The 23,447-nt window shown below is 45.3% G+C and carries 24 protein-coding genes and 1 pseudogene; 13 read left to right on the forward strand and 12 right to left on the reverse strand.

Features of this window, described 5'->3' with window-relative positions:
- Positions 1-166 precede the first annotated feature (166 nt).
- The 6 genes from MMAH_RS01120 (at position 167) to MMAH_RS01145 (ending at position 6,781) form a co-directional block, all read left to right on the forward strand.
- Positions 167-1,063 carry a protein translocase subunit SecF gene (locus tag MMAH_RS01120; RefSeq protein WP_013036703.1) on the forward strand — a complete coding sequence of 299 codons (897 nt, stop codon included), beginning with the start codon at positions 167-169 and terminating at the stop codon, positions 1,061-1,063.
- Entirely contained in the window at positions 1,060-2,748 is a 1,689-nt protein-coding gene (locus MMAH_RS01125; RefSeq protein WP_013036704.1) for a preprotein translocase subunit SecD, read from the forward strand. Before MMAH_RS01120 ends, MMAH_RS01125 begins: the two co-directional genes overlap by 4 nt.
- Entirely contained in the window at positions 2,745-3,776 is a 1,032-nt protein-coding gene (locus MMAH_RS01130) for an AAA family ATPase (RefSeq protein WP_013036705.1), read from the forward strand. Before MMAH_RS01125 ends, MMAH_RS01130 begins: the two co-directional genes overlap by 4 nt.
- Entirely contained in the window at positions 3,769-5,400 is a 1,632-nt protein-coding gene (locus MMAH_RS01135) for a tRNA uridine(34) 5-carboxymethylaminomethyl modification radical SAM/GNAT enzyme Elp3 (RefSeq protein ID WP_013036706.1), read from the forward strand. Before MMAH_RS01130 ends, MMAH_RS01135 begins: the two co-directional genes overlap by 8 nt.
- Positions 5,401-5,486: 86 nt before the next feature.
- Complete coding sequence (locus MMAH_RS01140) at positions 5,487-5,828, forward strand: hypothetical protein (protein ID WP_013036707.1); 342 nt, start codon at positions 5,487-5,489, stop codon at positions 5,826-5,828.
- Positions 5,829-6,037: 209 nt separating this feature from the next.
- The gene (locus MMAH_RS01145) at positions 6,038-6,781 is read left to right on the forward strand and encodes a MinD/ParA family ATP-binding protein (RefSeq protein WP_013036708.1); all 744 of its coding nucleotides are present in this window, start codon (positions 6,038-6,040) and stop codon (positions 6,779-6,781) included.
- Between the two features lies 1 nt (position 6,782).
- On the opposite strand, the gene MMAH_RS01150 is transcribed toward MMAH_RS01145, so the two are convergent.
- On the reverse strand, positions 6,783-7,589 hold the full coding sequence (locus tag MMAH_RS01150; protein ID WP_013036709.1) for a hypothetical protein: 807 nt from the start codon (positions 7,587-7,589) through the stop codon (positions 6,783-6,785).
- A gap of 107 nt (positions 7,590-7,696) precedes the next feature.
- Here MMAH_RS01150 and MMAH_RS01155 point away from each other — a divergent pair, with 107 nt between their 5' ends.
- Together MMAH_RS01155 and tpiA are read left to right on the forward strand one after the other, a co-directional pair.
- Positions 7,697-8,875: a bifunctional 5,6,7,8-tetrahydromethanopterin hydro-lyase/3-hexulose-6-phosphate synthase gene (locus MMAH_RS01155; RefSeq protein ID WP_013036710.1), complete on the forward strand. Its 1,179-nt coding sequence runs from the start codon at positions 7,697-7,699 to the stop codon at positions 8,873-8,875.
- Between the two features lie 10 nt (positions 8,876-8,885).
- Entirely contained in the window at positions 8,886-9,554 is a 669-nt protein-coding gene (gene tpiA / locus MMAH_RS01160; protein WP_013036711.1) for a triose-phosphate isomerase, read from the forward strand.
- Here the strand turns inward: tpiA and MMAH_RS01165 are convergent.
- The 6 genes from MMAH_RS01165 to MMAH_RS01190 are packed head-to-tail and all read right to left on the reverse strand — an operon-like array spanning position 9,551 to position 14,686.
- Positions 9,551-9,874: a hypothetical protein gene (locus MMAH_RS01165; RefSeq protein WP_013036712.1), complete on the reverse strand. Its 324-nt coding sequence runs from the start codon at positions 9,872-9,874 to the stop codon at positions 9,551-9,553. The genes tpiA and MMAH_RS01165 overlap by 4 nt on opposite strands.
- 57 nt (positions 9,875-9,931) lie before the next feature.
- Positions 9,932-11,239, reverse strand: a complete 1,308-nt coding sequence (locus tag MMAH_RS01170) for a prephenate dehydrogenase (RefSeq protein WP_013036713.1) — start codon at positions 11,237-11,239, stop codon at positions 9,932-9,934.
- Positions 11,236-12,042, reverse strand: coding sequence for a shikimate dehydrogenase (gene aroE, locus MMAH_RS01175; protein ID WP_013036714.1), 807 nt, complete (start codon positions 12,040-12,042; stop codon positions 11,236-11,238). Before aroE ends, MMAH_RS01170 begins: the two co-directional genes overlap by 4 nt.
- Positions 12,039-12,734 (reverse strand): type I 3-dehydroquinate dehydratase, encoded by a 696-nt coding sequence (gene aroD / locus MMAH_RS01180; RefSeq protein WP_013036715.1) that lies wholly within the window; start codon positions 12,732-12,734, stop codon positions 12,039-12,041. Before aroD ends, aroE begins: the two co-directional genes overlap by 4 nt.
- A 2-nt stretch (positions 12,735-12,736) precedes the next feature.
- A complete protein-coding gene (locus MMAH_RS01185) occupies positions 12,737-13,879 on the reverse strand; it encodes a 3-dehydroquinate synthase II (RefSeq protein WP_013036716.1) in 1,143 nt (380 codons plus the stop codon).
- Positions 13,880-13,888: 9 nt separating this feature from the next.
- Positions 13,889-14,686, reverse strand: coding sequence for a 2-amino-3,7-dideoxy-D-threo-hept-6-ulosonate synthase (locus tag MMAH_RS01190; RefSeq protein WP_013036717.1), 798 nt, complete (start codon positions 14,684-14,686; stop codon positions 13,889-13,891).
- A gap of 156 nt (positions 14,687-14,842) precedes the next feature.
- On the opposite strand from MMAH_RS01190, the gene MMAH_RS01195 reads away from it, so the two are divergent.
- On the forward strand, positions 14,843-15,418 hold the full coding sequence (locus MMAH_RS01195; protein ID WP_013036718.1) for a GMP synthase subunit A: 576 nt from the start codon (positions 14,843-14,845) through the stop codon (positions 15,416-15,418).
- A gap of 16 nt (positions 15,419-15,434) precedes the next feature.
- On the opposite strand, the gene MMAH_RS01200 is transcribed toward MMAH_RS01195, so the two are convergent.
- The 3 genes and pseudogenes from MMAH_RS01200 to MMAH_RS01210 form a co-directional block, all read right to left on the reverse strand.
- A complete protein-coding gene (locus tag MMAH_RS01200; protein ID WP_013036719.1) occupies positions 15,435-16,262 on the reverse strand; it encodes a TIM barrel protein in 828 nt (275 codons plus the stop codon).
- 1 nt (position 16,263) lies between these two features.
- Positions 16,264-16,593, reverse strand: coding sequence for a hypothetical protein (locus MMAH_RS01205; RefSeq protein ID WP_013036720.1), 330 nt, complete (start codon positions 16,591-16,593; stop codon positions 16,264-16,266).
- A 24-nt stretch (positions 16,594-16,617) separates the two neighbouring features.
- Positions 16,618-17,085, reverse strand: a pseudogene (locus MMAH_RS01210) (phosphopantetheine adenylyltransferase).
- A gap of 90 nt (positions 17,086-17,175) precedes the next feature.
- Here MMAH_RS01210 and MMAH_RS01215 point away from each other — a divergent pair.
- The 4 genes from MMAH_RS01215 (at position 17,176) to MMAH_RS01230 (ending at position 20,769) form a co-directional block, all read left to right on the forward strand.
- Complete coding sequence (locus MMAH_RS01215) at positions 17,176-17,616, forward strand: MarR family winged helix-turn-helix transcriptional regulator (protein ID WP_013036721.1); 441 nt, start codon at positions 17,176-17,178, stop codon at positions 17,614-17,616.
- Entirely contained in the window at positions 17,613-18,971 is a 1,359-nt protein-coding gene (locus MMAH_RS01220; RefSeq protein WP_013036722.1) for an MATE family efflux transporter, read from the forward strand. Before MMAH_RS01215 ends, MMAH_RS01220 begins: the two co-directional genes overlap by 4 nt.
- Before the next feature lie 103 nt (positions 18,972-19,074).
- Positions 19,075-20,052 (forward strand): DNA repair and recombination protein RadA, encoded by a 978-nt coding sequence (gene radA, locus MMAH_RS01225; protein WP_013036723.1) that lies wholly within the window; start codon positions 19,075-19,077, stop codon positions 20,050-20,052.
- A 36-nt stretch (positions 20,053-20,088) separates the two neighbouring features.
- Positions 20,089-20,769, forward strand: a complete 681-nt coding sequence (locus MMAH_RS01230) for a phosphoglycolate phosphatase (RefSeq protein ID WP_048902223.1) — start codon at positions 20,089-20,091, stop codon at positions 20,767-20,769.
- Here the strand turns inward: MMAH_RS01230 and MMAH_RS01235 are convergent.
- A complete protein-coding gene (locus MMAH_RS01235) occupies positions 20,766-21,023 on the reverse strand; it encodes a PRC-barrel domain-containing protein (protein ID WP_013036725.1) in 258 nt (85 codons plus the stop codon). The two genes, MMAH_RS01230 and MMAH_RS01235, sit on opposite strands and share 4 nt — an antisense overlap.
- Positions 21,024-21,040: 17 nt before the next feature.
- The gene (locus MMAH_RS01240) at positions 21,041-23,272 is read right to left on the reverse strand and encodes a CDC48 family AAA ATPase (RefSeq protein WP_013036726.1); all 2,232 of its coding nucleotides are present in this window, start codon (positions 23,270-23,272) and stop codon (positions 21,041-21,043) included.
- Positions 23,273-23,447: the final 175 nt, after the last annotated feature.

The raw sequence follows: 23,447 nt of genomic DNA on the forward strand, positions 1-23,447 counted from the left end.
AAATATTCTATGTAAAGTATGATAAACAGTAGAATCTTTTTATCATGGTTGTTGCTTTATAAATACACTTTTGAAAGAAAACAGTTTATATAATATTATAGTATGCATTGATGCAAGATTACATCCACAGCGGCATTTAATTCCACATTACTGGAGCATAAAAATCATGTCATTAATTATTGGTAAATTTGACAATTTCATAAAAAGCCATACTGACAGGCAAATTATGGCAATACCAATTGCAATATTTGTGATTGCTTTATTCATTATGGGTTTTACCTATTTCACTTCGGGGGCACCCGTAAACCTGGGTATGGAGTTTAAGGGTGGAACAATGATTTCCTTCCAGACGGATGAAAGTACCGGGGAACTGGAGTCAAACTATATGGATTATCCTCTTGTAGATATCCGCAAAACCGGTGATAGAGCAGTTCTCCAATTTGGACCCATGGAGAATAACATACAAACAGAAGTTGAAAAACATGTCACTTCGACTTATTCCTCTGTAGAAATCCAGCAGGTCGGAGCTATCTACGGGAAAGACCTGCAGTTGCAGGCTCTCCAGGCTTTACTCCTTTCACTCCTTGGTATGTCAGCAGTGATTTTTTTGATCTTCCGCAATTTTATACCTTCTCTAGCAGTGATCATTTCTTCAATATCTGATATCTGTATAGCAGCTGCACTAATGACCCTTGCAGGAGTTGAACTTTCTCTGGGGACGGTGGCAGCACTTTTGATGATAATTGGTTATTCTGTGGATAGTGATGTTTTGCTCACGACACGTATGTTTAAACGTCGAGGTTCTCCAAATGAAAAAATATCTCTTGCCATGCATACCGGACTTACGATGACTTCCACAACTCTTGCTGCAGTTGTTGCAATGTATTTGGTTTCGACTTATTCCTATGTATTGATTCCTTCACTATCGCAAATGACTCTCCTTTCTGACATTTCGATTGTGTTGATATTCGGTCTGCTTGCCGATGTTATAAACACCTGGCTTCTAAACACAGGTATCATTAGATGGTATTCAAAGAGGAATCCAAAGGAGATGAAGTCATGAGTGAAGAAAAGCCAAAAGGCCTTTTAAGTGATTGGAGGGTACGCATCTTTATCATTGCCATGTTGCTTTCTCTGATCGCAATCCAACCATGGTACTCATCAGACGATGGTTTCGACTCCAATCTTAATTATGGTCTTGATCTGGAAGGGGGCTCCTGGCTTCAGTTAAGCCTTCAGGGAGCTGTGATTCAGGCAGATGTGGATGAAGGTCTGACAGCGAGTGCAATTATCGAAAATCTTATAGATTCTACTGTAAAAGTCAAAAATGTAGTGCCAACTTCGGACCAATCAAGATTATCCATTGTATTGGAAACAGAAGGGGAGATCACTCAATCATACCTGAACCTACTGGGATTTAGTGATTCATCTATAACCCAGAGGGGTGACACCTATGAAATTACAATTTATACAACCAAGCAACAATTAATATCCACATACCTTTCTGAGGAATTTGGTTCCGAAGTGGTACCTTATGCGACTCCTGATGGAATTGAGTATGAAATAAGAACCAAAGCAGACCAGCAAACAGTTGAAAGTTTGCTTGCAGATGTCAATGGTTCACTACTTACTGATGAAGACGGTAATAAAATCTACAGGCAGGGTGTACGTACAGAGACAAGGGATCTTACGGTGGATATTCTCAGTGAAAAATTCAATGCCCTGGGTCTGAGAGACATACCTGTGCGTACTGTGGGTGATGACTACATACTGATTGATTTTGCAGGCGTGGATCTGACCACTGCTAAAGAAATTGCACAGCAACCAGGCAAATTTGAAATACGAATGCAGGTTGAGGGCAATAATACAAGGCATGTACTTTATGGAGATTCCATATCCAGTGTAGGTATCCCGTCTCAACAAGACGGTCAGTGGTACACTCCATTCACACTTAGCAGGGAAGGTGCAGTGGCCTTGCAGCAGGTAGCTATAGAAACAGGCGCTGTGAATGATCCCAACTCTCATTGGCTTTATATGTATCTGGACGATGAAGAAGTGTATGGTGCACCTCTTAGCCCATCAGCTGCATCCTCTTTACGTACTAATCCAATTGCTTCCTGGCAGGCATCCACTGGTGCTGATGAAGATAGCAAGGCTCAAGCCGAGCAGCTCCAGATACACCTGCGTGCGGGAGCCCTTCCGGTCAATGTGGAGCTAATGGGTTCCGGACAGGTGGATGCTTCGCTGGGAGATCAGTTTAAGATGCAGGCGATCATTGCCGGCCTTCTTTCAATGCTTGCGGTTGCCGGTGTGGTCTTCAGGCGTTATGGTAAAAAACAGATTCTTGTACCGATGGTAGCAACTTCTGTCAGTGAAGTGATTATGATACTGGGTTTTGCCGCAGCTGTGGGATGGCAGCTTGACCTTCCAAGCATTGCCGGTATAATAGCTGTGATAGGTACAGGTATTGATCACCTTGTGATAATTACCGATGAGGTGCTCTATGAGGGCAAATTACCTCCCACCAAGGTCTATCTTTCAAGAATATCCCGGGCTTTCAGCATAATCTTTGCAGCAGCTGCAACCACGATTATTGCAATGTCACCTCTGGTTGTCATGGGATTTGGGGCCCTGAAAGGTTTCGCTATAACTACCATTGTCGGTGTATTGATCGGTGTACTTATTGCCCGGCCGGTATACGGTAAGGTGATAAAAGAAGCACTTCAGGAAAACGGAGTGGAGCAATGAAAGATCTCTGGACATTGAAATACAGGCCACAGGAACTGGGTGATTTTGTAGGCAATGAAAAGGCAGTATCGATAATGCAACATCTGGTATCTGCCGGGAAATTGCCACACCTTGTAATCCACGGGCCTGCAGGAAGTGGAAAAGCCTCTGCTGTATTTGCCCTTGCAAGAGGCATCTATGGTGATAATTTTGAGCACAACTTCACCTATTTCAATGCCTCGGATTTTTTCGACCAAGGTAAACGTTATCTTGTAAGGGACAAGCGTTTTGTGCGTATTCTGGGTACGGACGATCCCAAAAAGATCAGATCAAGTGTAATTTCAATATTTAAGGACCTGGTAAATGAATATGCCAGTATGGGTTCAATTGATGCGGATTATAAGATTATCTTTGTCGATAGTGCGGAATCCCTCAATGAAAGCGCCCAGCATGCCCTGCGTCGGATCATGGAACGCTACAGTCGCACCTGCAGGTTCATCTTTTCCACAACCCAACCCTCAAGACTTATCTCCCCTCTGCGTTCCCGTGGCTTGCAATTATTTTTCACCTACGTGTCGGATGAAGAACTCGTAAGTTTCCTTGGTAGTGTTGCTGATAGTGAGGGTCTTGCTTATGACCCGGAGGCCCTTGGAGGTCTTGCACGTCATTGTAAGGGAAATGTAGACTGTGCCCTGCGGCTTCTCCAGTCTGCAGCTCTGCAACACTCTGGAAAAAAACTATCTGCAGACATAATTTTTGAAGTAGTAATGGAAGATGTACCCGCGGGTATTTCTTCCCTTCAGGAAGCTATCTCAGCTGCGGATTTTCCCCGGGCACGTAAAGCGATTGATAAAATGCTTATTGAAGAAGGCATGTCAGGAGTGGAAATTGTCAGGCATTTGCATCGGGTTGTGAGTGATGCCGGTGAATCTCCCGCAATCCTTGCCCGGATCCTGTTGAAGATCGCTGATGCCGATCTGAATGTCAGGAGTGCCGCTAACGACAGGATACATCTTGAAAGACTGGTCACGGAGATGGCCAATGTCTGATGAGAGTGATTTTGCTAAAGCCTGCAGGAAACTTGTTGAACTGGTTCTTGAAGATTCCACATTGGATAAGGTGCAGTTCAACAGGGAAAAGCTGAACATCAGCAGGCAATATGGCCTGTCAACGCTGCCTCGTAATTCCGATGTCATAGCCGCTGCCTCTGATAGTGAAAAGGAATCTGTGCGCGGCCTTCTGCGGCGTAAACCTGTAAGGACAATATCCGGTGTGGCGGTTATTGCGGTCATGACATCTCCCGCACCCTGTCCTCACGGTGTCTGTGTGCCCTGCCCCGGTGGTCCTGCATCTTCTTTTGTTTCCCCTCAGAGTTATATGGGAAGGGAGCCTGCCGCCATGCGGGGCATACAGTATGAGTATGACCCCTACAGGATAGTGCATGCACGCCTGAAACAGTTGCAGGAAATCGGGCACGAAGTTGATAAGGCAGAACTTATAGTCATGGGCGGTACATTCACCTCCCGCAATCTGGATTACCAGGAATGGTTCACCAAACGTTGTCTTGAAGCGATGAATGATTTTAAGGGACACCAATGGCGGGATAGCGTCCATAATGTTTACGGCTATATTCCTATTGAAGATGTACAGGAGGCCAATGAGAGTTCTGCGGTTCGCAACATCGGTATAACATATGAAACACGCCCGGACTGGACATCTCCTGTGGAGGTGGACCGGCTTCTGAATTTTGGTGCTACAAAAGTGGAGATCGGAGTGCAAAGTGTATATGATTTTGTACTTTCAAGGATGCGTCGGGGCCATTCAGTTGCCGATACCGCCGAGGCCAACCGCATATTGCGCGATAGTGGCCTGAAAGTAGGTTTCCATATGATGCCTCGTCTGCCGGGTTCGGATAATGAGCGGGACATGCGGGGTTTTAAAAAACTGTTCAGTGATTCGCGTTTCATGCCGGATTTCCTGAAGATCTATCCAACTCTCGTAACTGAAGGTACAGAGCTTGAAAAAATGTGGAGGGCAGGAAAGTACGATCCCCTCTATGATGAAGAAGCTGTGGAACTGCTTGCTGATATAAAAGCAATACTTCCTAAATGGGTGCGGCTGCAACGTATCCAGCGGGATATTCCTGCACAGCAGATATTGGCCGGTGTGAAAAAGAGTAATATTCGCCAGCTTGCAGGCCAGCAACTTATGCAAAAAGGTGGCAAATGCAGTTGTATACGTTGCAGGGAAGTTGGTCATAATATCCTGAAAGAAAGGCCACCTTCAATAGAAGATATTGAATTTATGGTGCAATCCTATTTTTCCTGTGGTGGGCAGGAACATTTCCTTTCGTTTGAAGATGTCAGCCAGGATATCCTGATTGGTTTTTTGCGTTTGAGATTTCCGAACAAGCCACATCGACCGGAACTTGAGAATTCGGCTCTTGTACGGGAGCTACATGTTTATGGTTCAATGGTTGCTGTGGGTGGATTTGCAAAGGGCCATGACTGGCAGCATAGGGGTTATGGTCTCAGGTTGATTTCAGAGGCTGAGAATATGGCAAAAGATGCTGGCTTTGAAAAACTCAGTATTATCAGTGGGATCGGGGTGCGTGAATATTATCGGAAACTGGGGTATATTCTGGAAGGTCCCTATATGGTAAAATATCTTTAATTCATTTCTGTGCATACTGTACTTTTTTATAGTTTTAGGGAAATACGGTATTACTGTAATACTAGTATACAATTTACGGTGGCTATATGGTTTCAGAAGTTGAAATGAACAATATTCTTGTAGCTTTGAATGAAATCAATGATAAGATCGACAGGCTGTTATTCCAGCAGGATTCATCTTCTCATGCTTCTCAGGAAGACGGTCTAGATGAGCTCGATGTGATGACGCTTCTTTCCCTGCCGGATCATTTGCGCACGACAGCTACCGTCTTATTTGAGATGGGAACTGCAACCGCTGCACAGATTTCGGAAAAAACATCAAAGGAAAGAGCGGTTGAAAGCAATTATCTCAATCAGCTTGTACGTATGGGTCATGTACATAAGTACAGAAATGGCAGGAAAGTCTTTTTTACAATTCTATCTACATAAAATGTATATAATGAAGTGAAGAAAAATTTATATTAATCAATCTGATTAATATTCATCAGGACAATTAATCTATAACACATCTTCATAATGGAGATTAGGCTTCTATACTTAAAAACAAAAGGTATTTCCGTCAGGAATTGGGGTCATTGTTCCTAATTTATGATTGATGGTGGTATATTTAATAAGTAATTAATATGTGGGCAAATCAAATGAAAGGTACGTTTACAATTGCAGTCCACTCTCCACGTGGGGGGACGGGGAAAACAAGTGTTGCCATAAATCTTGCTTGTGCTTATGCAAAAGAAGGTAAGAATGTATGCTTGCTTGATATGGATCTGAAATCTCCCAGCGCATTCAATGGCATGTTCCCTTCTTCAGGTAAGTGGATAAATGATATCCTTGATCACAAAAAAAACATACGTGAAGTAATAGTGGACGGTTCAAAAAGCATTTCTTCACGGGCCCGTTTCTATGTAGGTTACTCTAATCCTGAAATTTCTGCTATCAGGGAATTTTCTTCAAAGGACAGGAAATGGCAATCAGATGCACTCAAAGCATTGATTCAATCCAAAAAAAATCTTCGAAAGGAAGGTTTTGACGTTGTGATTATGGATACAAGTCCCGGGGTGGATTTCACATCGGCAAATGTTGTGGCAAGCAGTGATTATGTCCTGATGGTAGTAAAACCCAATGAGTACTGTCTCACAAACATAAAGCAGGCAATTGATGGAATCTATACTCCTTTGGGTAAAAAATGTGGGATTGTGGAAAACATGTGCCTTAATGGACAATCATTGCAAATGGGTGAAAAATATGGAGTGCCTGTGCTCTCTTCTATTCCATGCATGTGTGAGGTGTCCCTACAGGGTCTATCCAAAATATTTACTGTTGAAGAACCTTCCCATCCCTTTTCCAGTGCTATTGATAGGTTGAAGAATAGTATCAATTATTGATTCATTTTTCTTTTTCAATTATATCTTTTACTTCGCTATTGATATAATCCATTACATCTTTGACCTTGTGTTCTTCTTTTTCGTTCAGCACACTTGCATTTGCTTTCAGCAGGTTGATCCATACGATGAAAGCATAGAATATAAGGGCTGATATAGTCGCAACTAATATCCTTTCGAGTGGGTAAATAAATATTACCTCTTTATACATACTGCTTCCAAGGTCGAAAATGAAGAGCGCTGACAGGCTTCCTGCAAGATGATCTGTGGAGACTGCAAGCAGTGAACATGCAAAAAGATACATATATCCCTTGTTTTTGGAAATAAATGATATTTTATTTTCTATTCTGGTAAAGTTCAGGAAAAATGTAATGGATAATATGTGCAACCAGGGATAATAAAAAACCTCTCTGCCCACACTCGTTGCAAACCAGGCTGCGATTAACAGGGATGGCAGAATGACTGCTTTATTTTTCTTTCCCATTATTGCCAGTCCCGCTACAAAGGAGGCACTTGCAAGGAATAGTGGGCTTATGAGATAGAATGAGTTATTGAATATGATATCAACATTTACTATACGATATGCTGAAATCGCCGCAACGGACACAATAGCCCCATATATTGGGCCAAGAAGCAGTCCATTTAGTGTGCCGAAAATCAGTGTGGAACTAATTTTCGCATTCTCAACTCCTAAAACACCCTGTATGCCAGGAAGCCAGATGGCAAAGTATGTTGCAACAAAAGTGATCAATAGATGCAATTTTTTTATCTTTTTGTCGCCCGATATAATGGCATAGGTTTTCTGCAGCACAAATCATTATAATTTGTCCAAAAAATAAATAATTATGTATATACGGTTTGAGTTTCTTTCATCAGAAATCATATATATGTTCATTCCAATCTAGCAGCTGATCGAGCATGATGTTAATTGGAGAAGCACTTATAGGCGAGGAACCCGAACTCGCACATATTGATCTTATGATCGGTGATAAGGAAGGACCTGTTGGGCAGGCCTTTGCTACCGGTATGACTCAGTTATCCGCAGGACACACTCCCCTGCTTTCTGTGATCAGGCCTAACCTACCCACAAAACCTTCCACACTCATCGTTCCCAAGGTGACGGTAAAGAATATGGACCAGGCATCCCAGATATTTGGTCCTGCACAGGCAGCGGTTTCAAAAGCGGTTGCAGATGCCGTGGAAGAAGGCATTGTACCCAAAGAAAAAGCCGATGATCTTGTGATCGTGGCCAGTGTATTCATACACCCTCAGGCTTTGGATTATAATCGCATCTACAGGTATAATTACGGTGCGACCAAACTTGCACTGAAAAGGGCAATGGAGAATTTCCCTGCCGTAGATACTGTACTGGATGAAAAGGACAAAGGTTCCCATGCAGTTATGGGATTCAAAGTTTCCAGACTATGGGACCCTCCATACCTGCAGGTAGCACTGGATAATCCAAACCTGGAAGCAGTGCTCAATGTTGTAAGACAGCTGCCCAAGAGTGACCATCTTATCCTTGAAGCAGGAACTCCTCTGATCAAACGTTACGGTGTGGATGTAATCACCAAACTGCGTGAAGTCAAACCTGATGCTTTCATCGTGGCTGACCTGAAGACCCTGGATACCGGTAACCTTGAGGCACGTATGGTTGCAGATGCCACAGCTGATGCAATCGTGGTTTCCGCCCTTGCACCGATACCAACTCTTGAAAAGGCAATCTCAGAGGCTCACAAGACAGGAATCTATGCGGTAATGGATACTCTCAATCAGCCTGACCCAATGGCTGTGCTTAAGGAACTCAATGAGCTTCCGGATGTTGTGGAACTTCACCGTGCCATAGATGTAGAGGATACTGCATATGCCTGGGGCAGTATTGATGCAATCAAGGAACTGTCCCCGAAGATCCTTGTGGCAGTTGCTGGTGGTGTGCGTGTGCATACAATCCCTGATGCTCTTAAGGCAGGTGCGGATATTCTTGTTGTCGGACGTGCAATTACCAATTCCAAGGATATACGCCAGTCTGCAGAACAGTTCGTCGAAGGCCTGAACAAGCCAGAGATAGACCAGTTCAGGGTAATGACTGATTTCTGAGGAGATTTCCATGGACTCGCCCCTGATAGTTGTGAACTTCAAAACCTATGCACAGGGTACAGGTGAGGCAGCAGTAGGAATTGCTACTGCCTGCAGGGATGTCGCAGAAGAAGCGGGAGTGACCATAGGTGTCGCTCCCCAGCTCTGTGATATCTACAGGGTGTCTTCTCAGGTGGATGTACCTGTCTATGCCCAGCACGTGGATGGTGTTTCACCGGGTAGCAATACCGGCCATGTGATGGCCTCCTGTGTACAACAGGCAGGGGCGGTGGGATCTCTCATCAATCATTCCGAACGCAGGCTCAACTTGGCAGACATTGAGGCATCGGTGCGTGCAGCCCGGGCTGAAGGCCTGACCACCATTGTGTGCACCAATAATATTCCCACAACAGCAGCAGCTGCAGCCCTTGATCCGGAATATGTTGCGGTGGAACCCCCTGAACTCATCGGAACCGGTGTACCGGTTTCCCAGGCTGACCCGGATGTCGTGAGGGGCTCGGTTGAAGCTGTAAAAAAAATAAATCCTGATGTTCAGGTTTTGTGTGGGGCGGGTATATCCCGGGGAGAAGATCTAATAGCCGCAATGGAGCTTGGTTCCGTAGGCGTTCTGCTTGCATCAGGCATAGTAAAGGCAGAAGATCCCAGGTCAGCCCTGGAAGATCTTGTCAGCCAGCTTTAAAAACCCAGTTGCCACCATGCAATAAACAGAAGCATTGTGGCTATTCCTAATTTTAATCCCATTGAAAGTTCTATGTTGAAATACCTGATTATCATATTTGATATCCCGATGGGTGGCGGGGATATGAGAAGGGCTGCAATAAAGAGGGCAATGCCTGGAATGTAGTTATTATCAACAATGATCAGGTATAATCCCAGGAGTCCGAGATATATGCCCAGTCCTGCTACCAGAAGCAGTCCCATTTTGTAAAACCTGAGGTATTCGGTAATATCTTTCCCGAAAAGAGCTTTCCCTCCACTTTTTTGTGTTTGCTTTTTCAACCTATCACCCTGTGCTATCTCCGATAGGTTATGTGGCTGCTGGCATAAATAATTGCTTTACTTGCGCAGTGTACATCCCATGCCTTCCAGTAACTCTTCCATTTCCCTGTGTATTTCGGCGGCATCCAGGTCCCCGCGTATTTTCAAACGGAAGGTTGCAGTTGGCCCCTTTTTGTGCAGATATGTATCGATCGTTTCGACCTTTACCCCTTCTATGCGACAATCCAGGATTTGTTGTATTGTAAAAGGTTTGGCTGACTGGGGAACGAAAACAGAGATGTCACGCAGGATTGGTTTGAGTTTATTCTCTTTCCAGTGGTTCAGTTCATCTGCTGACAGGATTCTTATGTTACCTATTTTGAGTTGCAGTTCTTTTTTTCCCTCTTTAAGGGTTACATTATTTGAAGTAACCCTTTTCACAATTCCGACATGTGTCTTTCTGGAATATATATGCAAAAGTCCTTTTTCATGACCTGTGGAGTGTACGAGTTCCTCGAATTCGGCTACCTTGCTGTTTATAAGTTTGTCCGATCTACGTAAGGCGGAGGCTGTGTCACCAAAATGGAGGGCTGCTGCTTTCATTTCTTCACAGAATTGCCCTGTATCATGGGAACGTACCATTGAAGAAAAATGTCTGCATTGCTCTATGAAGATGTCATGTACGCGGATAACTTCAGGATTTTCCATCTGTATCAGGGCATAAAGTTCGGGGTTTTGCCCCAGGATACGTCCCACAAAGTCCAGCATAATATCATATACCGGACTCATGAAACGCCGGGAACCTTTCACATCAAAATCCAGTTTTTGCATAGTTGCACCAATTGTAATGTAGGCAAAATGGGTGAGTCCCTGCACAATGGATACAAAGTGGTCATGTTCATCGGGAGTTATGACTTCTATACTCGCCTCTTCTTCACTTAAGAGGTTGAATATATGGTCAAACCATTGATCACACCTGCCCTCTACCGGGGTAAGGATAAAGGTCTGGCCCTGCAGGGAGGGAATGGAAGGTCCAAACATTGGATGGGTTCCCAGAAATTCTACATTTTCAGGAACATATTTTTTCATGGCCTCAACAGGTTTTTTTTTCAACGATGTCAGGTCCATGAGCAAACTCCCCTTTTTCATTTTAGGGGCAGTCTGTGCTATGATGGTGGGTGTTATGTTGATTGGTACTGAAATTATCACAATGTCACATGTCGGAATAACAATGTCAGGCTCAGCTGTAAAATGCACACCGAGTCTTTCGGCAACTTCCGATTTTCCGCCGCGGCCACTGAGCCATACTTCATAACCACGTTTTTTGAAAAAGTTTGCAAACCACTGGCCCATTTCCCCGGTACCACCGATGATGAGTATTTTCAACCCAGCCCCTCCAGTACGGCGTTGCGCATTACTTCTACGGGTGGTTTTTGACCGGTCCAGATACGAAATGCTTCAGCTCCCTGGTGGACCAACATTGCAACCCCGCCAATCGGTTTGGCTCCTGCAAGTTCTGCCTGATGCAGCAGTTTTGTCTGCAGGGGGTTGTAAACTATGTCAAAAACAGCCAGACCCGGATGCAGTATATCCCGGCTGGCAATGGTTGAATCAATATGGGGGTGCATTCCTGCGGATGTGGCATTGATCAGTATGTCACTGTCTTGCAGCAGCTCTTTTAGATTCTCTAGCCCTGCATGGCTGCAACCAACATCCTCTGCAAGAACCTCTGCCTTTTCAGGGGTGCGGTTTGCAATTGTTACACCAGCTCCCTTCTCCGCAAAGTGGAAGGCAATTGCACGGGCTGCACCCCCGGCACCGACAAGAACTACGTTAGAGGCATTTATTCCCACTCCCGCTTCAAGCAGAGCCATTTCAGCTCCCAGCCCATCGGTGTTGTGTCCCCGTATCCCATCATTGAAGGATACAGTGTTGACAGCCCCTATCCTGCGGGCCAGTGTATCAGGGTTTGTAAATTCTAATGCTTTTTCTTTATGGGGAACTGTGATATTGAGACCGCCAAAACCCATTGCTTGTGCTCCAAGGATAGCATTTTTGAGATATTTGTGCCTTACCCTGAATGCATGGTATTCACAATCCATTTCCAGTTCCCTGAAAGCTGCATTGTGCATTGCCGGGGAGAGGGAATGTTCTATCGGATCACCCAGTACACCGAATACTTTTTTCATACGGTAGTCTCCAGAGCCCTTTTAAGCTGGTCTATTCTGATCTGTCCCGGAGCGACCGGTTTTTCCACGCAGCCGTAGGTCAGTAATGAACCGTACCTGCAGGCAACAACCCTGCTGTGACGTCCCAACTCCCCCATAGCGATTACACAAACTTCTCCCCTTGCCTGCAATGCAGCATGGAAAAGCTCCAGTATATCTTCGGGTTTTTGGGGCATGACTGCGAGTTTGGCAATGTCGGCTCCCTTATCCGTACATTCATTGAGAATAGCAACCATATCTTTTTCAGGAGGTGTGGTCTCAAAGAAATGGGAGGACATTATTACCTTTGTACCCTGTGATTTTGCCTCCTCTACAAGTCGATTTCGAAGGCAATCGGTACATTTGCGTTCGATATCGATCATATCCACATAAGGAATCAAGTCTTCCAGCAGGGTGATTCTTTGCTCTTCTGTTCCCTGCCAGCTGCCGCCCTCTGTATGTACACGATTGGTTGCAATACGAGGTACTCCACCCTGCTGATCCAGCAAGTCAAACAATTTCTTTGCCTGCACAGCCTCTTTTATTTCAAGAAAATCCAGCCTGATTTCCAGGATATCCGCCCCAAGCACTTTGGCGATGCGTGCCTGTAAAAGAGGGTCGCTGTCAATGGATGCGACAATTTTTACATCTTTTCCGGCGACAAAACCTGTCATGTTCATTTCTCTATGATTGTTTCCTGGACTTTCATCCCGAAATGCCTTCCAGTATCTTCCATATGCACCAGCACCTCGTCTCCTTCCTTCAGGGAGGCTATGGATACTGGTTCTTTACTGGTTGAAACCAGTTTTATTGTTTCTGCGTTCTGGAGGATGTTTTTCACGGTCTTGCCGTCTTTGGATTGGGCCTCCACAAGCATCAGGGGGCGGCGTTCGATCTTCACCCTGCCCACAATTCCCTTACGTTGCTGGCCCTCTGTATTGACAATAGTTACTTCATCGCCTGCTTCCAGCTCGGACAGGTATCTTGTCTTATCTCCGACCTTAACATAAGCATGAACTGCTCCGGCATTTACCCTGAATGGTCTGGATGCTACATAGGGACTTTCTTCGGATTCAGAATGCACAAGGAACATGCCGGCTGATTGGGAGCCCACAAGCATTCCTTCCCCTCTTTCCATCAGGTTACAGGTATCCACGCAAACCCTGTCGCCCATTCCGACAGGCTCTATCCTGGTGATGGTGGCAGGTACAAGATCAATACCCTCTACACCTGCTTCTTCTGCAAGTTTTACTGTTTTCTTCAGGGTGTCGGGATTTGCGGTATCCAGCAGGACGCCATCGGACCCATGCTCCATGGTCTCCAGAGCAAGTTTTGCCTCATCGGCGTCTCTGACACCGGATATTATATTCACTTCCTTTTCCTGGAGTTGTGCTATGAGGTTTTCCAGAGGGATGACTTTCCAGTCTGTACCGATAGCGATAAGGTAGTCACATTCAGTCCCAATCGCAGCGGCAAATTTCTCATATTTCTTGTCCTGGATTACTACAAGGGCAGCTATACTCTTTTTCTGGCGTCTCAATGTTGCCAGCTGTTCAAAGTCCCGGGAGTTGCTCATGTCCACAGGTAATGGAAGTGTCCCGTCGCCTTCTCCTCCGCGACCGATAACGATTATGTCTGCAGCAGTATCCGCATTATCGGTAAATGCAGCAATTTTGATGTCTCCAAGTTCTTTTGTTTTATCTACATCTTCTGCCTCTACCAGAACACAGTCGGCACCTGATTCCAGGCCACCTGTTATACGTTCTTTCTTATCTTCCCAATCGCCTTCATCGGCACGTATCCATACCTGCTTTTTCATTTTGTATCCTCACTGAAGTTGCTTGAGGGCTTCATCCACAGTTTGATTATTGTGTGCAATCTCTGTGATTGCCTGAGTCATCCGGGTAGGGCTTGGGTGCTGGAACACATTCCTCCCAATGGCAACACCACGGGCACCCGCATCCATTGCTTCACGGATCATTTCCAGGAATTCCCTGTCAGTGTTTGTCTTTGGCCCACCTGCAATTACTACGGGTACAGGGCAACCTTCAACAACCCTGGAGAAACTTTCAATGTCTCCGGTGTAGACGGTCTTGATCACATCAGCTCCAAGTTCAGCTCCTACTCGGGCAGCGTGGGCTACCATCTGTGGGTCCCTGGGGTTTGTGACCTTTCTGCCCCGGGGGTACATCATAGCAATCAGGGGTATTCCCCAGTAATCACACTGTCTACCTATGTGACCCAGTATCTTAAGTTGTTCGGATTCGGTTTCCGATCCTACATTGATGTGTACGGATACGGCATCTGCTCCCATGCGGGATGCTTCCTCTACGGTACAGACCAGCACTTTGTCATTGGGATCAGGTCCCAGTGAAGTTGATGCACTCATATGGAGTATGAGTCCTACATCATGGCCATATCCTCTATGACCGTGGAGGATCATGCCTTTTTGCATAAGTACTGCATTGGCTCCCCCTTCAGCAACACTATTTATGGAATCTGCTATGTTGATCAGTCCCTTTATTGGACCATCTGTGATTCCGTGGTCCATAGGTATGATAACCATATTCCTGCTGTCTCTGTCCATTATTCTTTCAATTCGAATTTGTTTTCCTATTTCTGGCATATTACCCCTCTCTGAATATCATGTTAGTATGTGACATGGTATCACCTAACTCTATTTATAATTTTCCCTTTTATTTTCTATAAGCGTTTGCTTATATAAAAAAAGTTGATATTTTGCCGGATTAAGCTTATATATGCAGTTCTCCTTCTGGCAGATATGGAAGAGTTGAGAATTCTTGTAATCAATAATCACGGACAATTCTGTCACCTTATTCACAGGACCGTAAGGGATCTTGATATGGATACAAGTATTGTTCCCAACACAACTCCGGTTGAGGAGATCCTTGCCGAAAAACCGCATGGATTGATCTTTAGTGGCGGTCCTTCTCTGGAAAGAGGAGGTCTATGTGAGGAATACGCAAAAGAACTGGATATTCCTATTCTTGGTATATGCCTGGGTCACCAGCTCATCGCACATGCCTATGGAGGGTCTACAGGAGCCGGCAGCCATGGCGGATATGCTGCCGTTGACGTAGAGGTTGTGGAGGAGGATGATATTCTCAAGGGCCTTGGTCCCCGCATTTCTACCTGGGCTTCACATGGGGATGAGGTTACAGAGTTGCCAACAGGTTTTCTAAAACTTGCCCGCTCTGATATATGCGCTATCGAAGCGATGAAACATCCGGACAAACCGCTGTACGGTATCCAGTGGCACCCTGAGGTTGCACATACGGACAAAGGAGAAGAATTATTCATGAATTTCTTCGAGGTCTGCGCAAATTATAATAAATGAAAGTCTTACTTGACCTTTACTTATTTTCATAGGTCTTCTGTAGCAGCAGGGCATCTTGTTCTAGATTTGGACTCTCACAAATCACAAGTCCCTGGGCCCTGAAGTCCTTCAATGCCTGCATGAGTTCTGAAAAATTGAGGTCTGATTCCTCGAGCACAAGGTGGTTCTTTTCTCCTTTGTCGGTATACTCGATTCCCGAAATATGCATGTGCATATTTCTCAGGCCTTCCTTGCCCAGATATTCCTCGACCTTTTCCAGCACTGCACTGAATTCTGCATAGCTGTTTTCCTCACCTTTTGAGCGGGCGTGCAAATGGGCAAAATCGATGCATGGCATGACACCTTCAATACTTGCTGAAAGGGCAAGGGTTTCTTCCAGATTGCCAAACTGGCTGGGTTTACCCGTGGTTTCCGGACGCAGGGTCGCATTTATTCCCTCATCTTCAAGTTGGCCTGCAAGTTCTTCCAGCAGGCTTTCCACTTTTGAAAAAACGGTGTTCCCATTTTGTTCATGATAGTAGGCTGGATGAAAGACTATTGAGCCGGCTCCACAGATATTGCCTATGTAGGCAGAATCATAGATGCGTTTGATGCTGGCCTGGATTTTTTCTTCTTCTTTTGAATTCAGGTTTATGTAGTAGGGTGCATGTACACTCAGGGAAATGCCTGTTTTGCGGGCTGTATCTGCGATTTTTTCCGCAGTTGGTTCTTTCATGCGCACTCCCCGTACAAATTCCAGTTCCATACAACCCAGACCGAGTTCTTTTACCCGCCGTACCCCACCTTCACTTCCCCTGCCTTTGGCACTAAGAGGTGTCCCGGCAGTACCGAAAAGAAGGGACAATTCAGATCATCCCCAACTTGTCCTTGAGTTCTTCCAGCTTTTCGGGTGAAAATCCTTCAAGAACGCTGAAAAAAGAATCCATATCCTCGTCTTCCAGTCCCCTGACATCCTCTTTTCCCTCAATTGCAAGGTCTGCCAGGTATTCCACATCTGCACGGTCCAGTTTTTCCAGACGATTGCGGAAATCTTCTCCTGATTCGGCAAAACGATGGGAAATCGGCCTGAGAATAAAGGGATAGGGATGTCCCATCTGTGAAATGTTGTTTCCGCCGGCTTCGGGGGCAAGTTTGTTGAAAATATCCATGTCTCTGTCTGTAAATTCTCGTCCCATGCAGGAAAATAAGATATTTTTCCTTTAAAGCTTTCCTCTCAGGCGACCGTGTATATCGATCTCACCTTCTGATATCCGGGTCGATGATATGGGCTTTTCATCCTCTGCCATGACATAGTCAATTTTGATAATTTCAAGTTGTTCTAGTCCATCCTGCCTGCGGAGTTTGTTTATTTTTTCTGCCACAGAATATGTTTCCGGGGATACCACAATATATCTGTAATCACCATTGACGGTGGTACCAAAAGGATCTTCCAGTTTTTCGATCTGGTAATTTTTATCAGGAATGTTTAGGCTGGCAATATAATCTTCAAGCTGGCTGCGACGTGTAGCATAGGAGGGTATGTTCCTGTCCTTTTTCTATGCCATCGAGTCGGATGTGAGGCCGATGTCAAGTAAATCTCCCGCAGCGATCTCAAAGGCCCTGCGAAGAAGTTTACGATGGCCGTCATGGAGGTATTCGAAGGTGCCTCCTACAGCAGTTTTTGGCATAGTTTGTGTGAGGTTTTCCCGGTTGATAAATATTTGTAAATATTAGTTGCATACGCAACAACTAAATAACTCCAATTTCATCCACCGGCTATGAATGAGGACGAGCACGTGCACAGTTTTGGGGCAATGATTGCCTGCCTTCACCGGCAGAATCTGCGTTACCTTTCGCAGGAACTGGAAATATATGGGATAGGAGGCGGGCAATTCAGGTTTTTGCTTGCTCTGTACCACGTTGAAGGGATTCGTCCGGAGGAATTATCCCGCATGCTGATGGTCAACCGGGCCACCGCCACTAGGGCACTGAAAAGACTAGAGGAAGCGGGTTATGTACGGCGGACCCCGGATCCAAAAGACAGACGTGCATTGGTGGTCAACCTTACAGAGGAAGGCCACCGTATGCATCGTTTTATCCGACAGCTTTCACAAAAAAGAAGCGAATGCATGCTTGCTGGTTTTTCAGAAGAGGAAAAAACCCTATTCAGGAATTTGCTGGAGAAAGCCATTTCCAATTGTGTGAGGGCGTGTAAGTGAAGGAGCAAAGCCGTGCCCTCGGGGTGGAAAGTGTCGGAAAGCTCCTCTTCAGGCTTTCAGCGCCTGCCACTGTGGGTATGGTTGTTATGGGACTGTACAATATAGTGGATACTATTTTTGTCGGCCGCGCTCTGGGCGGGGAAAGTGTCCAGGGGATTGGTGGTATTGCTGTCAGTTTCCCTGTAATAATGATAGCGATGGCTGTTTCCCTGGCAATCGGTCTGGGTGGTTCTTCCATAATTTCCCGCCGGCTGGGTGGCGATGATCTGGAAGGTGCGGAACGTACCTTTGGTAATATGGTCGGCCTGTCTCTCTCACTGGGATTTCTGGTTTTTATCTTTGGGTCTTTTTTTATTGTGCCCATCCTCAAAGCCTTCGGAGCAACACCGACGATATTACCCTTTGCCAGGGACTATTTACAAATTATACTTTATGGTACTCCTTTAATCACATTTTCCCAGGCTATCAATAATGTGGTGAGGTCTGAAGGCAATGCCAAAGTCGCTATGTATACTATGCTTATAGGAGCCGGCCTTAACATATTACTTGATCCCATCCTGATATTTGGTCTTGACATGGGTATCAGGGGGGCTGCGGCTGCAACTGTCATCTCCCAGTTTGCCACAACAATATTTCTGGTACATTATTTCCTGTCGGGTAAAAGCAGCCTGCAATTCCATACTGGCTTTATGAGACCGGATATGGAAATAATCAAAGAAATGGTTGCAATAGGCGCATCTCCCTTTGCACGTAACTCTTCCACAAGTGCTATAGTGGTTGTTGTGAATAATATCCTGGCATTGTATGGGGGTGACGTCTCTATTGCAATTTATGGTATCTTTAACCGCATGCTTATGTTTTCTTTTATGCCGATGATAGGGTTGTTACAGGGTATGCAGCCGATAATCGGATTTAATTATGGCGCACATAACTTTGAAAGGGTAAGAGAAACGTTGCGCATCTGTGTGCTAATTTCATCTGTGATTGCAGTGGCAGCCTTTTTGCTGTTGTTCTTCTTCGGATCTAACCTGTTTTCGATTTTCACAACAGATGCAACTCTTATAAAGGAAGGTACAGATGCTACGAAGATCATGGTCCTTGCGATACCACTGCTTGGTATCCAGTTTGTGAGTGGTGGTATGTATCAGGCACTGGGAAAAGCACGGCCATCTTTCATCCTTTCAACAGCCAGGCAGGTGTTTTTGCTTCCCCTTGTACTCGTTTTGCCCTGGTTTTTTGATACTACCGGTGTGTGGATAGCGTTTCCGGTTTCGGATCTTCTGGCAGTTCTGCTTGCAGTTTATATGTTCATGAAAGAATACAGGTTACTTGAATGGAGAGCATCGGTTTCCTGAATACTTTCAATTCGCTTTGGCTACATATAAATACGTTCAGGAGGATAGCATCATAATACAGTGTACAAGAGGGAAAACCAGTGCACCTAAAGGAGTATCAGATATGAGTGAGATTTTGCTTGAAGAACTTGATCATGTGGGGCCGGCAACAGCCCAGAAATTGAATGATGCGGGGTATAATAGTGTTGAAGCAGTTGCAGTTGCTTCTCCCTCCGAACTTGTGGCAACTGCCGAGATCGGTGAATCCACAGCTGCCAAGATCATAAGTGCTGCGCGCAGTGCAGCCGATATAGGTGGTTTCGAAACAGGAGATTTCGTGATGCAGAGGCGCATGGAAGTGGGCAAACTCCGCACGGGTTGCGAAGAATTCGATGAATTGATGGGTGGTGGGATAGAGACTCAATCAATCACCGAGATGTATGGGGAATTTGGTTCGGGTAAGACCCAGATTGCCCACCAGCTTGCTGTGAATACCCAACTGCCAAAGGAAATGGGCGGACTTGACGGTTCGGTCATAATTATAGACACAGAGAACACTTTTCGGCCTGAACGTATAGAACATATGGTTGCAGGCCTATCTCATAAATTTGAACAGGATTTTGATCCGGCCGAGTTTTTGAAAAATATACATGTGGCAAGGGCTTACAATTCCAACCACCAGATTCTTCTTGTAGATGCAGCAACTGAGATGGCCAACAAACTCAAAAATACGGATAAACCGGTCAGGCTGGTTATAGTGGATTCCCTTACGGCTCACTTCAGGGCAGAATATGTCGGCAGGGGAACGCTGGCTGACAGGCAGCAGAAACTGAATAAACATCTGCATGATTTGCAACGTTTTGGTGATCTCAACAATGCTTCTGTGATAGTTACCAATCAGGTAATGTCCAAACCGGATGCATTCTTTGGTGATCCAACCCGTCCGATTGGCGGCCATATTCTGGGCCATACTGCCACTTTCAGACTCTATATACGCAAATCCAAAGGAGATAAGAGGATCGTGAAACTCGTGGATTCGCCCTGCTTGCCCGATGGAGAAGCGGTTGCATGTATTACCACAGATGGCCTCTGTGATGCCTGAGAAAAATTATTTCATCAAATATGCATATTGTCCATGATGAAATTCAAAGCACTTGCAATAGATATTGACGGCACAATCACTTACAGTGATCGCCGTCTTCATTTTTTGGCAGCAGAACATCTGAGGAATCTGGGTATTCCGGTAGTTCTTGCCACAGGAAATGTGCTCTGCTATGCTGCAGCAACTTCCAAGCTTATAGGACTTGGAGGTAAAGTTATCTCTGAAAACGGAGGTGTCATATCCACAGGATTTGATACCAATCCTCATATTTCTGAAAGTATGGAGGAATGTGAAAAAGCATTTTCCTATCTTTCCAATCGTTTTGACCTGATTCGGCTTGATGGTGACCTGAGAAAAACGGAAATCGCCCTGAGACGCAATGTCAATGCAGATGATTTACAGGCAAGTCTTGAAGGAGCAGGATTTTATATAGAAGTTATTGACACCCAGTTTGCCCTGCATATAAAAAGCAAAAAGGTCAACAAGGGCACAGGTCTCGAAAAAATGGCATCCCTTATGGACCTGGACGTTTCAGATTTTATTGCAATAGGCGACTCCGTAAATGACCGGGAAATGTTCGAGGTGGCGGGCTATGGAATCGCTGTAGACAATGCCGACCCCGGGCTGAAGTTGATTGCGGATCATGTGACCTCCATGTCCTTTGGGGAAGGTACCGTGGAGGCCCTGCAAATATTATGCCGGAGAGACTTCTTTTAATCAAGATTGGTGGCTATCTGTTTATCCACAACAATATAATCCTTGATTGAGCGTACTGCTTTGAAGGGTATCTTCAAAAACTGGCCATCGGTAACATATTTAGATGTGTCAAGCCCAATGTCGGGTTTGACCATCAGGTCTTCAAGCTTACCGGTTTTGACTTCCATTACTATATTGTCGAGTATACCAATTTCTGTTCCGTCTGTTGTCATGACCTGTTTATTGGATAGGTTCTTTGCAAATACCTTTGGCATTCTAATTAACCTCCTTTTTAAATATATCCTGCAAATGATCCTGCATCTGTCTTGCGGATTGATCCGCCTTTTAGTTTTTCCTGAACCCGGTTGTAGAAGTCGATCATGTCCTCATTGACCGTTGGTTTTACTTTTTCCATAGCTGAAAGGAAATGCCTTTTACTTACCTTTTCATTATCGAAATCTTCTCTCAGGGATAACATTGCTGCCTCCCTGCATATAGATTCTATATCAGATCCAACGTAGCCTTCAGTCATTGTGGCAAGTTCCCTTATGTCAACATCGCTATCCAGGGGTATACCCATTGTGTGAATCCGGAATATTTTTTCCCTGCCCTCTGCGAGTGCGGCTCCGACCATTACAAGCCTGTCAAACCTTCCTGATCGCAGTAATGCCGGGTCAATAAGGTCAGGTCTGTTGGTGGCCGCAATGACAACCACTTCATTCAGGGGTTCAAGTCCATCCATCTCGGTAAGCATCTGATTTACCACCTGTTCTGAGACACGGCTACCTACATCACTACCCCCTTGCCTTGTCGAAGAGATTGCATCGATCTCATCAAAGAATATTATACAGGGCGCAACCTGTCGTGCTTTTTTGAAAGTATCACGAATTGCTTTTTCAGATTCCCCTACGTATTTGGACAATATCTGGGGTCCTTTGACACTGATGAAATTGGCATTGGCTTCGTTTGCCACAGCTTGGGCAAGCAGAGTTTTACCTGTTCCTGGAGGTCCATATAAAAGTATTCCTGTAGGGGGTTTGATTCCCATCTGGCTGATTTTATCGGGCCATTTAAGCGGCCATTCGACTGCTTCGCTGATGTCCTGTCTGGCCAGATCAAGCCCGCCAATATCATCCCATCCCACAGACGGTATTTCGACCATAACTTCCCTCATTGCCGAGGGTTCAATCTCCTTCAGGGCTTCCTCGAAGTCATCGGGCGTGACTTCCAGTTTTTCGAGTATTTCCTGTGGAATTTCCTCTTCGTCGAGATTGATGTCGGGAAGTAATCTCCTAAGTGCCCGCATTGATGCTTCCTGTACAAGGGCTAATAGGTCGGCTCCCACAAAACCCTGGGTATATTCTGCCAGATGTTCAAAATATTCTTCATCGATATTTTCGTTCAGTGGCATTCCGCGGGTGTGGATCTGGAGTATTTCGAGCCGGTCTTCACTATCGGGAACTCCGATCTCGATTTCCCTGTCAAATCTGCCCGGGCGGCGCAGGGCCGGGTCAATAGAATCAAGCCTGTTTGTGGCTGCAATTACAACTACCTGTTTACGTTCATCCATTCCGTCCATCAGGGTGAGAAGCTGGGCAACGACCCTTCTCTCGACTTCTCCGGTCACGTCTTCCCTTTTTGGTGCAATTGAATCGATTTCGTCAACAAATATTATTGAAGGGGCATTCTCCGCAGCTTCATCAAATATTTTTCGCAGCCTTTCCTCACTTTCCCCGTAGTATTTTCCCATTATTTCCGGGCCGGCAATGTTGATGAAATAGGCGTTAGATTCGCTGGCTACTGCTCTTGCTATCAGGGTTTTCCCTGTACCCGGCGGTCCATAGAGAATAACGCCCTTTGGGGGATCTATATTAAGACGCAGGAAGAGCTCGTGATGTTTCAACGGTAGTTCTATCATTTCACGTACCCGTTGAATTTCGGTTCTAAGCCCGCCGATATCTTCGTAGTTTATACCTCTGGCAGCTCCCTCATAACCCACTACAGGTTTCTGCTGGAGCTGGATCTGCGTATTTTCATTGATGATAAGTATGCCATCAGATGGTTCCGTGTCAACGGCTATTAGAGGAATGGCCTGACTGCCCGGGGTAGTTTGTCCCATTGAACTGATTATAGGAATAATGTCACCTTTTACAAAGGGACGTTTCAGAATGTTATGTTTGATCACCGCACTTGTGTTGTCACCAAACTCCATGACGATTCCTTCAGGGGGTGCAAGGAGTATCTTTTCTGCAGGTATTGGTTCTGCCTTACTAAGTGTTATCCTCTCACCGATTCCCACTTCTGCATTCTGTCTTGTATAACCATCTATACGGGCAATTCCCTGTCCCCAATCCTGCCTGTCAGCACGCCATACTTTTGCCGTAGTTTGGCGCTTTCCTTCGATGAGGACAATGTCTCCGGGGGAAAGCTGCAGGCTCAGGAGGGTACTCGGATCAAGCCGTATTATACCCCTGCCAAAATCGATAGGATGTGCTTTCTCCACTTTTATCTGTAACTCTTCCATTTAGTTCATCCCGAAAATATGTTGTACTGATATGTCTATCATTATTAAATTCCCAAATGATATATATTTATGGTACTGCCCTCGTTTTTCCTTCTTGCAAAGGTTTGATATAGGGGAAGTGTGTTTATTATTTGTGCCTTCTAGAAAGGCTAACTTAAATAAGGAAGTGTATTAG

Source organism: Methanohalophilus mahii DSM 5219, from assembly GCF_000025865.1.
In the GTDB taxonomy this organism is placed as follows: domain Archaea; phylum Halobacteriota; class Methanosarcinia; order Methanosarcinales; family Methanosarcinaceae; genus Methanohalophilus; species Methanohalophilus mahii.

Bases quoted from the DNA above. Each gene is read 5' to 3' on its own strand.
- MMAH_RS01230 (WP_048902223.1), top strand. From the start codon at position 20,089: ATGAAATTCAAAGCACTTGCAATAGATATTGACGGCACAATCACTTAC.
- MMAH_RS01145 (WP_013036708.1), top strand. From the start codon at position 6,038: ATGAAAGGTACGTTTACAATTGCAGTCCACTCTCCACGTGGGGGGACG.
- radA (WP_013036723.1), top strand. From the start codon at position 19,075: ATGAGTGAGATTTTGCTTGAAGAACTTGATCATGTGGGGCCGGCAACA.
- MMAH_RS01140 (WP_013036707.1), top strand. From the start codon at position 5,487: ATGGTTTCAGAAGTTGAAATGAACAATATTCTTGTAGCTTTGAATGAA.
- MMAH_RS01135 (WP_013036706.1), top strand. From the start codon at position 3,769: ATGTCTGATGAGAGTGATTTTGCTAAAGCCTGCAGGAAACTTGTTGAA.
- MMAH_RS01125 (WP_013036704.1), top strand. From the start codon at position 1,060: ATGAGTGAAGAAAAGCCAAAAGGCCTTTTAAGTGATTGGAGGGTACGC.
- MMAH_RS01130 (WP_013036705.1), top strand. From the start codon at position 2,745: ATGAAAGATCTCTGGACATTGAAATACAGGCCACAGGAACTGGGTGAT.
- MMAH_RS01155 (WP_013036710.1), top strand. From the start codon at position 7,697: ATGATGTTAATTGGAGAAGCACTTATAGGCGAGGAACCCGAACTCGCA.
- MMAH_RS01215 (WP_013036721.1), top strand. From the start codon at position 17,176: ATGAATGAGGACGAGCACGTGCACAGTTTTGGGGCAATGATTGCCTGC.
- tpiA (WP_013036711.1), top strand. From the start codon at position 8,886: ATGGACTCGCCCCTGATAGTTGTGAACTTCAAAACCTATGCACAGGGT.
- aroD (WP_013036715.1), bottom strand. From the start codon at position 12,734: ATGACAGGTTTTGTCGCCGGAAAAGATGTAAAAATTGTCGCATCCATT.
- MMAH_RS01240 (WP_013036726.1), bottom strand. From the start codon at position 23,272: ATGGAAGAGTTACAGATAAAAGTGGAGAAAGCACATCCTATCGATTTT.
- MMAH_RS01205 (WP_013036720.1), bottom strand. From the start codon at position 16,593: ATGGGACGAGAATTTACAGACAGAGACATGGATATTTTCAACAAACTT.
- MMAH_RS01235 (WP_013036725.1), bottom strand. From the start codon at position 21,023: ATGCCAAAGGTATTTGCAAAGAACCTATCCAATAAACAGGTCATGACA.
- MMAH_RS01120 (WP_013036703.1), top strand. From the start codon at position 167: ATGTCATTAATTATTGGTAAATTTGACAATTTCATAAAAAGCCATACT.
- MMAH_RS01185 (WP_013036716.1), bottom strand. From the start codon at position 13,879: ATGAAAAAGCAGGTATGGATACGTGCCGATGAAGGCGATTGGGAAGAT.
- MMAH_RS01195 (WP_013036718.1), top strand. From the start codon at position 14,843: ATGGAAGAGTTGAGAATTCTTGTAATCAATAATCACGGACAATTCTGT.
- MMAH_RS01190 (WP_013036717.1), bottom strand. From the start codon at position 14,686: ATGCCAGAAATAGGAAAACAAATTCGAATTGAAAGAATAATGGACAGA.
- aroE (WP_013036714.1), bottom strand. From the start codon at position 12,042: ATGAAAAAAGTATTCGGTGTACTGGGTGATCCGATAGAACATTCCCTC.